The sequence below is a fragment of the Mesorhizobium sp. M0815 genome (assembly GCF_040319995.1).
GTDB lineage: Bacteria > Pseudomonadota > Alphaproteobacteria > Rhizobiales > Rhizobiaceae > Mesorhizobium.
Window position 1 is genome coordinate 40,377 of the sequence record NZ_JAMYOU010000014.1, and the last position, 14,975, is coordinate 55,351.

Annotated in this window: 11 protein-coding genes; 10 read left to right on the forward strand and 1 reads right to left on the reverse strand. The window is 62.4% G+C overall.

The window, feature by feature from the left end; genetic code table 11:
- Nucleotides 1-116 precede the first annotated feature (116 nt).
- From smc to nadE, 6 genes are all read left to right on the forward strand, one after another.
- Complete coding sequence (smc, locus tag NKI01_RS17040) at nt 117-3,575, forward strand: chromosome segregation protein SMC (protein WP_352547572.1); 3,459 nt, start codon at nt 117-119, stop codon at nt 3,573-3,575.
- A 109-nt stretch (nt 3,576-3,684) separates the two neighbouring features.
- Nucleotides 3,685-4,653 carry an NAD-dependent epimerase/dehydratase family protein gene (locus NKI01_RS17045; RefSeq protein WP_352483699.1) on the forward strand — a complete coding sequence of 323 codons (969 nt, stop codon included), beginning with the start codon at nt 3,685-3,687 and terminating at the stop codon, nt 4,651-4,653.
- A 293-nt stretch (nt 4,654-4,946) separates the two neighbouring features.
- Nucleotides 4,947-6,884, forward strand: coding sequence for an asparagine synthase (glutamine-hydrolyzing) (asnB, locus tag NKI01_RS17050; RefSeq protein WP_352846088.1), 1,938 nt, complete (start codon nt 4,947-4,949; stop codon nt 6,882-6,884).
- Nucleotides 6,885-6,903: 19 nt separating this feature from the next.
- Nucleotides 6,904-7,167, forward strand: a complete 264-nt coding sequence (locus NKI01_RS17055; RefSeq protein ID WP_156948004.1) for an acyl carrier protein — start codon at nt 6,904-6,906, stop codon at nt 7,165-7,167.
- Nucleotides 7,168-7,189: 22 nt separating this feature from the next.
- The gene (locus tag NKI01_RS17060) at nt 7,190-8,737 is read left to right on the forward strand and encodes a class I adenylate-forming enzyme family protein (RefSeq protein WP_352483697.1); all 1,548 of its coding nucleotides are present in this window, start codon (nt 7,190-7,192) and stop codon (nt 8,735-8,737) included.
- Nucleotides 8,734-9,741, forward strand: a complete 1,008-nt coding sequence (nadE, locus tag NKI01_RS17065) for an NAD(+) synthase (protein ID WP_352483696.1) — start codon at nt 8,734-8,736, stop codon at nt 9,739-9,741. The genes NKI01_RS17060 and nadE overlap by 4 nt, the downstream gene beginning before the upstream one ends.
- 54 nt (nt 9,742-9,795) lie before the next feature.
- Here the strand turns inward: nadE and NKI01_RS17070 are convergent, their stop codons facing one another.
- The gene (locus tag NKI01_RS17070) at nt 9,796-10,911 is read right to left on the reverse strand and encodes a hypothetical protein (protein ID WP_352483695.1); all 1,116 of its coding nucleotides are present in this window, start codon (nt 10,909-10,911) and stop codon (nt 9,796-9,798) included.
- A 517-nt stretch (nt 10,912-11,428) separates the two neighbouring features.
- On the opposite strand from NKI01_RS17070, the gene NKI01_RS17075 reads away from it, so the two are divergent.
- Genes NKI01_RS17075 through NKI01_RS17090 form a run of 4 tightly spaced genes read left to right on the forward strand, consistent with a single transcriptional unit; the run spans nt 11,429 to nt 14,958 of the window.
- The gene (locus NKI01_RS17075) at nt 11,429-12,556 is read left to right on the forward strand and encodes a transporter substrate-binding protein (RefSeq protein ID WP_352963975.1); all 1,128 of its coding nucleotides are present in this window, start codon (nt 11,429-11,431) and stop codon (nt 12,554-12,556) included.
- Nucleotides 12,553-13,155: an ANTAR domain-containing response regulator gene (locus tag NKI01_RS17080; protein WP_352963977.1), complete on the forward strand. Its 603-nt coding sequence runs from the start codon at nt 12,553-12,555 to the stop codon at nt 13,153-13,155. Before NKI01_RS17075 ends, NKI01_RS17080 begins: the two co-directional genes overlap by 4 nt.
- 19 nt (nt 13,156-13,174) lie before the next feature.
- A complete protein-coding gene (locus tag NKI01_RS17085; RefSeq protein WP_352895095.1) occupies nt 13,175-14,041 on the forward strand; it encodes an ABC transporter permease in 867 nt (288 codons plus the stop codon).
- On the forward strand, nt 14,038-14,958 hold the full coding sequence (locus NKI01_RS17090; protein WP_352483693.1) for an ABC transporter permease: 921 nt from the start codon (nt 14,038-14,040) through the stop codon (nt 14,956-14,958). Before NKI01_RS17085 ends, NKI01_RS17090 begins: the two co-directional genes overlap by 4 nt.
- The last annotated feature ends 17 nt before the right edge of the window (nt 14,959-14,975 follow it).

Below are 14,975 nucleotides of genomic sequence, written 5' to 3' on the forward strand. Positions count from 1 at the left end.
GTTTTGGCAGCGCCGAAGCGGCTGCGCTTCGGCGTGCGCACTTCTTTGTCTTGCCGCTGGTTCTCCTTGCAAAACCGCGGAACAGTTTTGCGAAACTTGGCTATGGGTCGGCGCGAATGAAGTTCTCGCGCCTTCGCCTCCTCGGCTTCAAATCCTTCGTCGAACCCGGCGAGTTCGTCATCGAACGCGGCCTGACCGGCATCGTCGGGCCGAACGGCTGCGGCAAGTCGAACCTGGTCGAGGCGCTACGCTGGGTTATGGGCGAAAGCTCTTACAAGAACATGCGTGCGTCCGGCATGGACGATGTCATCTTTTCCGGCTCGGGAACGCGTCCGGCCCGCAACACCGCCGAAGTCACGCTGTTCCTCGACAATAGCGACCGGACTGCGCCGTCTGCCTTCAACGACGCAGATGAGTTGCAGGTCTCGCGCCGCATCGAGCGCGAGGCCGGCTCGCTCTACCGCATCAATGGCAAGGAAGCCCGCGCCAAGGATGTCCAGCTGCTGTTCGCCGACCAGTCGACCGGCGCCCGCTCGCCCTCGATGGTTGGCCAGGGCCGCATCGGCGAGCTGATCCAGGCAAAGCCGCAGGCGCGCCGCGCACTGCTGGAAGAGGCGGCCGGCATTTCCGGCCTGCACACACGGCGCCACGAAGCCGAGCTGCGGCTGAAGGCGGCCGAACAGAACCTCGAACGGCTGGACGACGTCGTCGGCGAGCTGGAAAGCCAGATCGAAAGCCTGAAACGCCAGGCCCGCCAGGCCTCGCGCTTCAAGAACCTGTCGGCCGACATCCGCAAGGCCGAAGCGACGCTGCTGCATCTGCGTTGGACGCTGGCCAAGACGCAGGAAGGCGAAGCGCGTTCGGCGCTGGCGATTGCCACCGCGCTGGTCGGCGACCGTGCTGCCGCCCAGATGGCTGCCGCCAGGGAACAAGGTATCAACGCCCACCGGCTGCCGGACCTGCGCGATGCGGAAGCCGCCGCCGCCGCCGCCTTCCAGCGTCTGTCGATCGCCAAGGCACAGATCGAGGAAGAGGCAGGCCGCATCCGCGCCCGCCAGGCTGAGCTCGACCGCCGACTGCAACAGCTCGATGGCGACCTTGCCCGCGAGGAGCGCATGGTCCGCGACAATGCGGATATCCTCGAACGCCTCGCCGCCGAAGAAGCCGCGCTCAATGTCGAAAACGCCGGCGCCGCCGAGCGCGAGGCCAGCACCCGCGCGGCTTTCGAGCAGGCGGCATCGACGCTTGCTTCGAGCGAGGCCAAGCTGGCCTCGCTGACCGCCGAACGGGCGGAGGCGGCCGCCTCGCGCAACCAGATTGAACGGACGCTGCGCGATACCGCTGAGCGCCGCGACCGCTTTGCCCGCCAGCTTGCTGATGTCGACCGCGAACTGTCGGAGATCGTCTCCAGGGTCGCCGGCCTGCCCGACCCCGCCGAGAAGCGGCTGCTGGTCGAACAGGCGCAGGCGCTGCTCGAAGGGGCCGAACGAGCCGCGATTGCCACGGAACAGGCGGTCGCCGAGGCACGCGCAAGCGAAAGTGCCGCCCGCCCACCGGTTCAGGACGCAAAGGCCGAACTGGCGCGGATCGAAACCGAGGCCCGCACGCTCGCCAAGATCCTGAACGCCGCGAGCGGCGATTTGTTTCCCTCGGTGCTGGAGCAGATCAGCGTCGAGCGTGGCTACGAGACGGCGCTGGGTGCCGCGCTTGGCGAAGATCTCGACGTGCCGCTTGATCGTAGCGCGCCTGTGCATTGGGGCCAGAGCGAAATCCAGCCCGGCGATGTCGCTTTGCCGGAACGCATAAAGAGCCTCGCTAGCGTGGTGCGCGCGCCGGCGCAACTGGCCCGCCGGCTGGCCCAGATCGGCATTGTCGATGCCGCCGACGGAAGAAAGTTGCAGACGCTGCTTGCTCCCGGTCAACGATTGGTCAGCCGCGAAGGCGCGCTCTGGCGTTGGGATGGCTTCACCGCCAGCGCCGATGCGCCGACCGCCGCCGCGCAGCGGCTGGCGCAGAAAAACCGGCTGGCCGAACTCGATGCCGAAGCGGTTCATGCCACGCGCATCCTGCGCGAAGCCGAACAGGCGCTTGCGCAGGCCGAACAGGCGCTTGCCCAGGCGAGCGAGGCCGAACGCAATGCCCGACAGGCCGGGCGCGACGCCCAGCATGGGCTGGATGCTGCCCGCAATACGCTGGCTGAGGCCGAAAAAGCCGGCGGCGAACTGTCGAGCCGGCGTGCAGCACTTGACGAGGCGCGCGCGCGTATCGTCGACAGCCATGAGGAGACGGCGGCGGCATTCGTCGAGGCGGAAATGCTGCTGCAAGACGCTCCCGATCTCGGCGATCTGCAACTGCAGCTCGAGCAGTCGGCGGCCAACGTCGCCCGCGACCGCGCCGCCCTTGCCGATGCGCGTGCCGTTCACGAGGGCCTGAGGCGAGAAGCCGAGGCACGTGCGCGCCGGCTCGACGCGATCGGCGCGGAACGGCGCAATTGGGTGGAGCGCGCCGAAAACGCCTCGACGCAGATCGCGGCACTCGGCGAACGCAAGGCAGAGGCTGAGGCCGAGCGCGAGCAACTGGCCGACGCACCCGACGAGATCGACGGCAAACGGCGCGCCCTGCTGTCGCAACTCGCCGAGGCCGAAAGCCTGCGAAAAGCTGCAGGTGACCGCTTGCAGGAAGCGGAGAACCGGCAGTCCGAGCTGGACAAGGCTGCGACCGCTGCCATTCAGTCGCTCGCCGAAGCGCGCGAAACGCGTGTTCGCGCCGAAGAGCGGCTGACCGCCGCCGACGAGCGTCGGCTGGAAGTCGAGGCGCGCATCCAGGAAACGCTGAACACGCCGCCGCATCTGGTGATCCGCCACACTGGCCTCGAACCCGACAGCCCGATGCCCGAAATGGCCGAGATCGAGCGTCAGCTCGACCGGCTGAAGGTTGAGCGCGAACGGTTGGGCGCCGTCAATTTGCGCGCCGAGGAAGAGCAGAAGGAACTATCGGACCGGCTGGAGACCATCGTCTCCGAGCGCGACGACATCATCGAGGCGATCCGCAAGCTGCGGCAGGCGATCCACAGCCTGAACCGCGAAGGCCGCGAGCGGCTGCTCGCCGCCTTCGCGGTGGTCAACGGCCATTTTCAGCGGCTGTTTTCGCATTTGTTCGGCGGCGGCACCGCCGAGCTGCAACTGATCGAGTCCGACGATCCGCTCGAAGCCGGGCTCGAGATCCTGGCGCGCCCGCCCGGCAAGAAACCGCAGACGATGACGCTGCTGTCCGGCGGTGAGCAGGCATTGACGGCGATGTCGCTGATCTTCGCCGTGTTCCTGACCAACCCGGCGCCGATCTGCGTGCTCGACGAAGTCGACGCCCCGCTCGACGACCACAATGTCGAACGCTTCTGCAATCTGATGGACGAAATGGCCGCAACCACCGAAACGCGCTTCGTCATCATCACACACAACCCGATCACCATGGCGCGCATGGACCGGCTGTTCGGGGTAACCATGGCCGAGCAAGGCGTCAGCCAACTGGTGTCGGTCGACCTGCAGGCTGCCGAAGCCATGCGCGAGGCAAGCTGAAGCATCAGCTTAGTGGTGGTCTCCACCTCGGCTTTCGACTATAGCACGACGAAATGGGCTGGATCTGCCTCTCCAGATACCCGCCCGGCTGTGCGCGTGGAGAAGCTTGTTGCCTATACTTGTCACCGGAGCCGCGGGGTTCATTGGCAGTCATGTTTGCCACCATCTGCTCAACCGGGGAGAAGCGGTCGTCGGCGTCGACAACATGAACGACTATTACGACCTGGCGCTCAAAAAGGGGCGGCTTGCCCGCCTTCTGCCCCGTAAGGATTTTTCGTTCCACCAGATCGATATTGCCGAACAGGGCGCGCTTGCGGCCGCTTTGGCCGGGAAAGGCATCGTCAGGATCGTGCATCTCGCAGCGCAGGCCGGCGTGCGTCACTCACTCGACAATCCACGGCTCTATATCCGTTCCAATGTCATGGGCCACCTCGAAGTGCTCGAATTCTGTCGCGCCGAACCGGCATTCGAGCATCTGGTCTATGCCTCGTCGAGCTCGGTCTATGGTGGCAACCGCAGCGTGCCGTTCAGCGAGGCCGATCAGGTCGACAAGCCCGTCTCGCTTTACGCCGCCACCAAGAAAACCGATGAACTGATGAGCCACACCTACGCCCATCTGTTCGGCATACCGCAGACCGGCCTGCGGTTTTTCACGGTCTATGGTCCCTGGGGCCGCCCCGACATGGCCTATTGGATGTTCAGCAAGGCGATGCTCGAGGGCAATCCGATCCGGGTCTTCAACAATGGCGAAATGTGGCGCGATTTCACCTACATAGACGATGTTGTGAAGGCGGTTGTCGCTGTGCTCGACAAGCCCCCCACGGACGTTCCGCCGAACAGGCTTTACAATGTCGGCAACAACCGGCCGGTGCGGCTGGGCGACTTCATCGACATTCTGGAAAGGCTGCTCGGGGTCAAGGCAATCCGCCACAACGAGCCGATGCAGGCGAGCGACGTCGAGAAGACTTATGCTGACATGACCGCGCTGGAGCGGGATTTCGGCTTTAGGCCTAGCGTTTCGATAGAGGACGGGCTGAAGAAGTTTGTCGATTGGTACCGGCCGTACTCGAAGCAGTAATTTGCACCGCTCGCTGTGACATCTCCTATCTCGATGCGAACCGATATCACTGGCATTCGGCCCAAATCCGCAACTGATCCGGCGCGAAGCTTTGAAGAACCTGGCCCATGGGCTCGTGCGACAGTAGCTCACCATCAAGCGTGACCTGGAGTGGGTACAAGTCGGACTGCAAAAAGCATCATACTGTCCTAACATCCTGTTAACCACATGCTCGCTGAAAAGTATCTGATTAACCTTTGAGGCGCTTATGAACGCTATGTTCTGTGGCTTGCTGTTCAGTATGAGCTGTGTAGATGTGCGGATTCGGGGGCTATTTCGGTTCAGTCCGGGATGCGGAAGCTTTGCTTGCGCGCATGACGTCTGCGATCGCCCATCGCGGGCCGGATGAACAAGGGAAATTCGTAGCGCCCGAAGCTGGACTTGGGCATGCGCGGCTGTCGGTGATCGGGATTGGTGATGGCCAGCAACCGATGTCCGACGAGACCGGCAATTTGACGATTGCGTTCAACGGCGAGATTTTCAATTACGTGGAATTGCGCGAAGGACTGCTGGCCAAGGGCCGACGCTTCCGCACGTCGAGCGACACAGAAGTTCTCCTGCAGCTGTATGACGAGATGGGCGAGGACTGCCTGTCGCTCCTGAACGGTGATTTCGCCTTCGCGATATGGGATAATCGGCGTCGGCGGATGGTGCTTGCAAGAGACCGCATGGGTGTTCGGCCGCTGTTCTACACCAGCAGGGACGGGGTGCTCTACTTTGCGTCGGAGATAAAAGCCCTGCTGAAGGTGCCCGGCGTCTCGGCCGAAATCGATCAGATCGCACTCGACCAGATCTTTACGCTGTGGGCGCCGATCGCTCCACGCACGGCTTTCCGCAACATCCACGAGCTGGAGCCGGGAAGCGTGATGATCGCGACACTGGGGCAAGTCACGGTCAAACCATATTGGCACCTAGACTACCCGTATCTCGACGCGCCATCAAAAATTAGCAATGAGGACGATGCGGCCGAAGAACTGCAGGCCCTTTTGACCGACGCGGTGAAGCTTCGCATGCGCGCCGACGTTCCGGTCGGTTCTTACCTTTCGGGCGGGCTCGATTCATCCCTCGTTTCGGCAATCGCGGCCGGCATGACTCCTCTTAAGCTGCAGACATTTTCCGTGACGTTCGACAGCGCCGAGCATGACGAAAGCGCCTTTCAGACCGAAATGGCGTTGGCGCTTGGCACCTATCATCGAACCATCGCCTGCCGTGCCGGCGATATCGCCGGTGTGTTTCCCGAAGTCATCCGCTTTGCCGAACGGCCGATCATCCGCACCGCCCCCGCCCCCCTCTATCAACTGTCCGGCCTCGTTCGCCAGGCCGGTTTGAAAGTGGTGCTGACAGGCGAAGGCGCCGACGAGGTCTTTGCCGGCTATGATGTCTTCAAGGAAGCGCGGGTTCGCCGTTTCTGCGGACGACAGCCGGCATCGCGCAGCAGGCCACAGCTGTTCCGCAAGCTTTATCCCTATCTGCCGGGGCTGCAACAGCAGTCCGTGGAGTACCTGGCTGCGTTCTTCGGCACCGGCAGCGCTGCCCTGGACGATCCGCTGTTCTCGCATCGGCCGCGTTTCAAGACCACATCAGCGGCGAAGATGTTCTTTTCCGGTGACCTGCGCGCGACATTGAAGGGCTATGACGCAGCCGAGGAACTGGCCAGCCGGTTGCCTGAGGCGTTTTCCCGGTGGCATCCGCTGCATCAGGGGCAATATCTCGAAACCCGCTTTCTCCTGCCGGGCTACATCCTCTCGAGCCAGGGCGACCGGATGGCCATGGCGCACGGTATTGAAGGGCGTTTCCCCTTCCTCGATCATCGTTTGGTGGAGTTTGCAGCAAGACTTCCGCCGGAAATGAAGCTGAAGGGACTGGTGGAAAAACACATACTGCGCAAAGTTGCCAAGCACTTGCTCCCGACGGCCATCGGGGAGCGCACCAAACAGCCTTACCGGGCGCCGGAAGCCCGCTCCTTCGTTGGAGCCGGAGAACTGGACTACGTGCGCGACTCGCTCAGCGAGGCGAGCATCGCCGCCGGAGGACTATTCAACGCCAAGGCGGTGGCGAACCTGCACGAGAAATGCCGCTTGCAGCCAGCGTCCGGGTTCCGCGACAATGCTGCCTTCGTCGGCATTTTGTCGACCCAACTATGGCAGAAGATTTTCACCGGCCAAAAGGTCGGTACAGCACGAGCGGCCTGAGAAATCGAGGGAAGAAAACATCATGGTAACAATCAAGGACAAGGTCAAAACCTTTATCGTCGACAACTTCCTGTTCGGCGACTCGTCCTACGAGCTTGCAGACACGGCATCACTGATCGAGAACGACATCATCGACTCGACGGCCGTGCTGGAACTCGTAGCTTTCATTGAGGATGATTTCGGCATCGCGATGGTCGATACCGACATCGTACCGGCCAATCTGGATTCGATTGACCGTATCTCCGCCTTCATCAAGGCGAAAGCAGAAGCGCTGGCAGCGTAGGCGCAATTGGCGAGGAGCGTCCGTGCGGATCGAACATTTTCTGGCTGCCAAGGCCGCTGCCCATCCAGCCAAAACGGCATTGATCACCGAGCACAAAAGGCTGTGTTACGAAGAGCTGGACGATCTCTCAAGCCGCCTGGCCGCCGCCCTTTTCACGAATGGCGTCAGGCGCGACGACCGCGTCCTGATCTTCATGGACAATTGCTGGGAGGCTGCGGTTTCGATTTTCGCAGTTCTTAAGGCAGGCGCGACTTTCAGTCCGATCAACGCATCTACCAAGGCCGAAAAGCTTGCCTACATCATCGCCGATTGCGACGCAGCTGCGATCCTTACGCAAGCAAAACTGATGCCCTTGGTCGCCGAGGCGTCCGGATCCTCCGGCAAGACCGGCATCTTCGTGGCTTCCACCCTTGGTGCGGATAACCAATGCCCGGCAGGCGCCACATCCCTGGCGGATTGCTTGACGTTCCAAGCCAGGGAGATTGACCACCGCGGCATTGACGTCGATCTTGCGATGTTGATCTACACCTCGGGCTCGACCGGCCGGCCCAAGGGCGTGATGATGACGCACCGCAATTGCGACGCGGCGGCCGACTCAATCACCACCTATCTGCGCAATTCGCCGGACGACATCATCTTGAATGTTCTGCCCCTGGCTTTCGACTACGGGCTCTATCAGTTGCTGATGGCTGTCAGGCTCGGCGCCACGCTCGTGCTCGAGAAGTCCTTCGCTTTTCCCCAGGCGGTCTTTGAACGTATCCGCCAGGAAGGCGTCACCGGTCTTCCGCTCGTGCCCACGATGGCAGCGATGATCCTGCAGATGCGTGACCTGGCGCCGGGCTTCCTGCCCAGCCTTCGCTATATTTCCAACACGGCGGCTGCCTTGCCGCCGGCTCACATAGAACGCCTGCGGTTTCTTTTCCCCGATGTCAGGCTCTATTCGATGTATGGCCTGACGGAATGCAAGCGCTGCACCTATCTGCCACCCGAGGAACTCGACCACCGGCCGGGGTCGGTCGGGATAGCCATTCCGAACACCGAGGCCTTTGTCGTCGACGACTACGGGCAACGAGTGCCGCCGGGCGTAGCAGGTGAGTTGGTCATTCGCGGGCCGCACGTCATGCAGGGTTATTGGCGAAACGAAGCTGCGACGGCACAAGCCCTTCGCCCAGGTCCGAATCCTTGGGAGATGGTTCTCTACACCGGCGATCTGTTCCGGGCCGACGAGGAAGGCTTTCTTTATTTCGTCGGCCGCAAGGACGACATCATAAAGTCGCGGGGGGAGAAAGTCGCGCCCAAGGAAGTGGAAGCCGTGCTTCACGCGCATCCGGGCATCGCGGAAGCAGTGGTTGTCGGTGTGCCGGATCCCGTGCTCGGGCATGCGATCGGTGCACTCATCGTACGGTCCGACCCGGCGCTTAGCGAAAAGGATATCATTCGTCATTGTGCACGCCACCTTGAGGACTTTATGGTCCCCAGGGTCATCGAGTTCCGCCGGGAACTGCCGAAGACCGATACCGGCAAGGTCAGTCGTCGGCTTGCGGCAGAAACCATGGAGGCCGCTCAATGAATGTTCGCCCCGCCAAGGACGCGCGGACCTTTCTGGCGCAGGCTCTGGCGATCGACCTGGCCGCCGAAACGGACCGTGTCGTAACGGCTTTGCGTCAGCAGTTGCGCGGGTTTCGCAAGCGGGGCCTTGTGCTCGGTCTTTCGGGCGGGATCGATTCGAGCGTGTCGGTCGCGTTGGCCGCGCGAGCCGTCGGACCGCGGAATGTGCTTTGCCTGTTCATGCCGGAAAGCGATTCCGATCCCGAAAGTCTGCGGCTCGGCCGCCTCGTCGCCGAAACTTTTGGCGTCGAGGCTATCGTAGAGGATATCGGGCCGACCCTGAGCGCGATGGGCTGCTACCAGCGTCGCGACGCCTTTATCCGCGAATTGGTCCCGGAATACGCCGAAGGCTGGGCCTCGAAGATCGTGATCGCGAACGCCCTCGAGGGCAAGGGCTACAATATCTCATCCCTGGTGGTGCAGGATCCGGAAGGCAAGCAGACGAAACTGAGAATGCCGTTGCCTGTCTATCTTGGTATCGTCGCCGCCACCAACATGAAACAGCGCACCCGCAAGCAGATCGAATACTATCACGCCGACCGCTTGAACTTCGCCGTCCTTGGAACGCCGAACCGGCTGGAATACGATCAGGGTTTCTTCGTGAAGAACGGTGACGGCGCAGCGGACGTCAAGCCGATCGCGCACCTCTATAAAACGCAGGTCTATGCGCTGGCGGCCCATCTCGGTGTTCCGGAGGAAATCCGGAACCGGCCGCCGACCACCGATACCTACTCGCTGGCGCAGACCCAGGAGGAGTTCTACTTCTCGCTTCCTTATGACCGTATGGATATTTGCCTTTACGGCCTCAACAACGGCGTGGCGGCTGAGCTGGTGGGGCAGGCGGCGGGGTTGGCCGCCTCACAAGTGGAACGCGTCTGGGCCGATATCATCGCCAAACGCAAGGCGACGCGTTATCTGCACCAGCGTCCGCAACTCGTTGATGAAGTCGAGGAAATCGGCACCTGAACCGCCTCGAAACCGGGCCACGGATGGACGGTTCGATTTGAACGTGTCCCGACTCTAGCTGAAACGGCTCCCGATCAGCCGGCTCCACTGCTCGCCCGCAAGACCGTTCAGGAAGACTTGCGAGTTCTTCATGGCGTCCAACAGCTCTGGATCACGTGAATGCACCACCGTTGAGGCAACGGTCAGGAAAGCGATGCGTCGTCCAAGCATCGCCTCCAGAAGTGCAGGTTGAACACGTCCGCGCAGGCCGCTGACGCCGCGCGCGGCGGCATGATCGATAAGGCAGTCTATCACCGAGCCCGCCTGGCCGGGGAGGGCGAGGATCTGCAGCACGCGACCAATTTGATACTTCCGTGCGTAATAGGCGAAAGCGCCGACATTGTTGCCGACTGGCGATGTCACGCAACCGAAGACAAGCTCGCCTAAATCCGGCTTCTGTGCCGCATCGGTCAGGATGTGGTCGAGTTGGCCTTCCGTCCAATCCGGGCGCAGGGCGAATTGAGCGGTAAACGGCTCGATGAGCTTGGCAAATGTGTGGCTGTCGATTTCGGATATCCGAAATGCTCCGTGGCCTGCCCCTTCCACCGCCACACCTGACCAGCGTCGTTCGCTGGGCGTCATCCTCCTGCAATAAAATCGGTCGACGGCACGCGCCAACGGATTGAGCATTCGGGCAAGCGTCAGGCGATTGGCGGAAAGGCTGAGCATGAAGGCCGCGGGGCGCATCACGCGGACCCAGTCAAGGCTGTATTGCGGCAGGACCGCGCCGCGCAGCCGGGTCCACAATTTCACGGAGATATCGTTGGCCGTCTCGCTGAAGGAGATGTCCTGCGGACCATCAAGGTATGCTTTCAGCAAGCGGGCGCCGGCCAGCGGATCGTGCTCATGGTCCTCGACCATGAGCGAGCTACAGATGGCGGCGCGTAGTTGTCGGCCGTTGAACGTCATCGGCAGCACGTGGACACCGACAAATCCGGAGACGCGACCGGCGTCGTTGACATGGACAAGCGACCGGAGGTCGCCGCCGCAACCGGGCGCATCCAGATAAAACCGTCTCATGTATTCGACGAGAGAGGCCGGCGCTTTCGTCCCTTCCTTCAGCAGCACGCGCTGAAACATGTCCGCGACTGCCGGGAGGTCGGCGCCTTGCAAGGCGCGAATGATGCTCAAGCCCGGCTCCCGGCACCGAAGTCCCGTCCGCCGAGCTTCCGGGCCAAGGCGACACGAGGCACGAGAACATCGGACGCGAGTTCCAACTCGACGCCCATGAAGCCGTGCAACCTCGACCAGTTGCGGTCGCCCCGGTGACTGAACGGAGTGCTGAATTGCTGCGGCAAGGTGGACCCTTTGCTTGACCGACGAAAACCGGCGTCATTGCTGCTAGCAGATTCAGGTAAACCGATATTAAAGTCGTTGCTTTGAATGGTAGCGAACCAGGTTGTCCGGCCTCATACCTGGACATCAGTAATTTTGGTTCCCGGCGGACTCTACACGACCAGCGGCATGAGTTGCGTGCTCCGCGTCGAACCGTTTCGGCTGGCCAAAGTTTCGTGTGGCGGCTCTTGACTGGGGGCGCGGGCGTAATACGGTGAGACAAATACCGGCTCTGGCCGCCGGGCGGCAAGAATGCCTCGTATGCCTCGCCTTGCGGCGGTGGCTGCGGGGCATTGTCATTTTGAGGCTTTGCTTGAAACGGCATATCGAGATCGGCATTCTCTATTCGCGGTCCGGCAACTACCGGCTGGTGTCCGAATCCTGCCGTGCGGGCGCGATGAACGCCATCGCCGACGTCAACGCCGATCCCGTTGTCCCCTTCGAATTCATCCCGGTCGAGCGCGACCCGCAGGGCAACATCGATCGGTATGCAAGCGGCTGCGCGGACATTCTCGCCAACAGCGGCGCGCGTCACATCATTGGCTGCGTCACCTCGTGGAGCCGCAAGGAGGTCATTCCAATCCTGGAAAGGGCAGGCGGCACGCTGTGGTATGCCTGCCCGTACGAGGGCTTCGAAGCCAATGAGCATGTCGTCTACACCCACGCCTGCCCCAATCAGCATCTGGTACCGCTACTTGCCTATGCCGTGCCTCGTTTCGGCGCCGACGGCTTCCTGCTCGGTTCCAACTACATCTGGGGTTGGGAGACCAACCGTGTGGCGCGCGACCTGATTGCGGACGCCGGCGGCAAGGTGCTGGGCGAACGCTATCTGCCGCTTGGCGAGGTCGATGTTGCGAGGCTGATCGCGGAGGTACAGGCGACGAGACCTGATTTCATTCTGAACAATCTCATCGGCCCTTCTTCCTATGCGTTTATCGCCGCCTATGCCGAGCTTGGCCGGCGCGACCCGCATTTCAGGCCGGAGCGTTGCCCGATCCTGTCCTGCAATCTCACGGAATGCGAATTGCCGGCGCTCAACGGGGCAGGGGATGGTCATCTTTCCGTTGGGCCCTATTTTCACGACACCTCGGGGGCGGATCGCGGAGCGGCTTCAGTGTCTTCCGTCATGCCTGCCTCATCCTTCGAGGCGGCGGCTTATGCCTCGGTGCGCACGCTCGCCGAGATCCTCACCCGCAACCCCGGTGCACAATGGACGGACCTGCCCAAGGTCTTTGCCGGAACATCATTTCGAACACCGCTGGGCGACATCGCCATCGATCCGCAAACCCAGCACGCTACCTTGCCGGTGCAGATCGGACGTATCGATGGGACATCGTTCAAAACGGTCACGCTGACGAAGGGCGTGGCACCCGATCCCTACCTTTCCCGCTATGACCGGACGGAGACGTTCGGGCGGGCACGCCTGCGGGTGGTGTCGTGAGCAAGATGGCGCGTATCCCGAACCTTGGAGGCGCCAGGGCTTTTGTCCTGCATCGTCCACATCCGACCGTGCAGGCGATCACAAGGCAATTGTCGGCCATCGGCCTTGAGGCGATTGGCTTCTGGCCGGAACTGCCGGCCGAAGCCTTGGCGGCGGACTTCGTTTTCTTCGACGTAGACCTCGGCTTTGACGAGCAATTTCCGTGGAAGCCGGGCGAGGCACCGATGCCGCTGATAGCGCTGATCGGCTCCGAGGCGCCGGGGCGTGTCGAATGGGCACTGTCGCACAAGGCCGATGCCCAATTGCTGAAACCGGTCGGCAACGCCGGCGTCTATAGCGCGCTTTTGATCGCAAGGCAGAGTTTCGAGGCGCGCAAGCTTCTGGCCAGCGAGATCGCCTCGCTTGGTCAGCGGGTCGCGGAGCGCCAGACCATCGTACGCGCGGTGGAGGTCTTGTCGAAGGGCGCCGAGGACGGCCGTGCCTATGCGCAGCTCCGCTCGCTGGCGATGAGCTGGCAAATCAGCGTCGAGGACGCCGCGCGCCGGATCGTGGCGATGACACAAGAAGAAGGCGACGATGACCAATCCGATCGCGCCTGAACTTTCAGCCGCCGGGCGTATGCCAGCCAAGCCTCGCGCCGGCGTCTGGCGACGTCTGCTAAAACGGCCTCTCGCTTTGTTCGGCCTCGGGATTGTTGCCCTTGTCTTGGCCGGCGCCATTCTTGCACCGTGGCTGACAGGCTACGATCCGAACGAGCAGATGTTTGACGGGCTCACGCTTGAAGGCGCGCCACTGCCGCCTGGAGTCCAATTCTGGCTAGGCACCGACCTGCTTGGCCGCGACCTGCTGACCCGTCTCCTCTTCGGCGCGCGCACGTCGCTGATCATCGGCATAGTCGCCAACGGCGTGGCGCTTCTGATCGGCACGCTGGTCGGCATCATGGCCGGCTATTTCCGCGGCTGGATCGGCAGCGCGCTTATGCGCTTCACCGATTTGATGATGGCTTTCCCGGCGCTGCTGCTCGCCATCTGCCTGGCGGCGGTACTCCAGCCGAGCCTGTGGATCGTCGCCATGGTGATCGCATTGGTGAACTGGGTGCAGACCGCCCGCGTCATCTACACCGAGACAAGTTCGCTCGCCGAGCGCGAGTTCATCGATGCCGAGCGCACTATCGGCGCAAGCGCCCCACGCATCCTGTTCCGTCATATCCTGCCGCACCTTTTGCCGACGATCATCGTCTGGGGCACGCTCGGCATCTCGACCACTGTGCTTCTGGAAGCGACGCTCAGCTATCTCGGTATCGGCGTGCAACCGCCGACTGCTTCCTGGGGCAACATCATCTTCGAAAACCAGACCTATTTCCAGGCAGCGCCCTGGCTGGTTTTCTTTCCGGGTGCGGCGATCCTGGCGCTGGCGTTGGCCTTTAACCTGGTCGGCGATGCGCTGCGCGACATCCTCGATCCGACGCAAAGGGGGCGGGCATGATCGCCTATCTCGGCCGCCGCGTTGTCCAGGCCGTGCTCATCTTGCTCGGCGTCTCTCTGATCACCTTTGCGCTGCTCTATCTGCTGCCCGCCGATCCCGTCCGCCAGATCGCCGGCCGCAGCGCCACGCCCGAGACGGTCGAGAACATCCGCCGGCAGCTCGGCCTCGACCAGCCCTTTGTCGTCCAGTATTGGCACTATCTGATCAGCCTGCTCAGCGGCGATCTGGGGCGCTCCTACATTCAGCGCTCGGAGGTCACGGAGCTTATCGTCTCGCGTCTGCCGGCAAGCCTGCTGCTGATGGTCGGCGCCATTGCTTGCGAAGTCGTGATCGGGCTGACGATGGGCCTCATCGCCGCCGTCAAGCGTGGCACCGCCACCGACCAGTCGCTGATGGTCGCCTCCTTCGTCGGTGTTTCGGCGCCGCAATTCGTCGTGGGCCTGCTGCTGCTTTATGTATTCGCGGTGCGGCTCGGCTGGTTCCCGATCGGCGGTTACGGCACCTGGCGCCATCTGGTGCTGCCATCGCTGACCATGGGAATTCTCGGCGCCGGCTGGTACGCCCGCATGATGCGCTCGTCGATGATCGACGTGCTGCGCCAGGATTACGTGCGTACCGCGCGTGCCAAGGGTCTTGCACGCAGCGCCATTATCTTCCGGCACGCGCTGCCCAACGCCATCCTGCCGGTCATTGCCATGATCGGCATCGACATCGGCATCTTCATGGGCGGCATCGTGGTTGTCGAAAGCGTGTTCGGCTGGCCAGGCATCGGCCAGCTAGCCTGGCAGGCCATTCAGCGCATCGACATTCCGATCATCATGGGGGTCACCCTGGTTTCGGCCTTTGCCATCGTGCTCGGCAATCTCCTGGCCGACACTGTCGCACCGTTCATCGATCCACGCATCAAGCTCAGATGAAAACCAAGAACACCAGA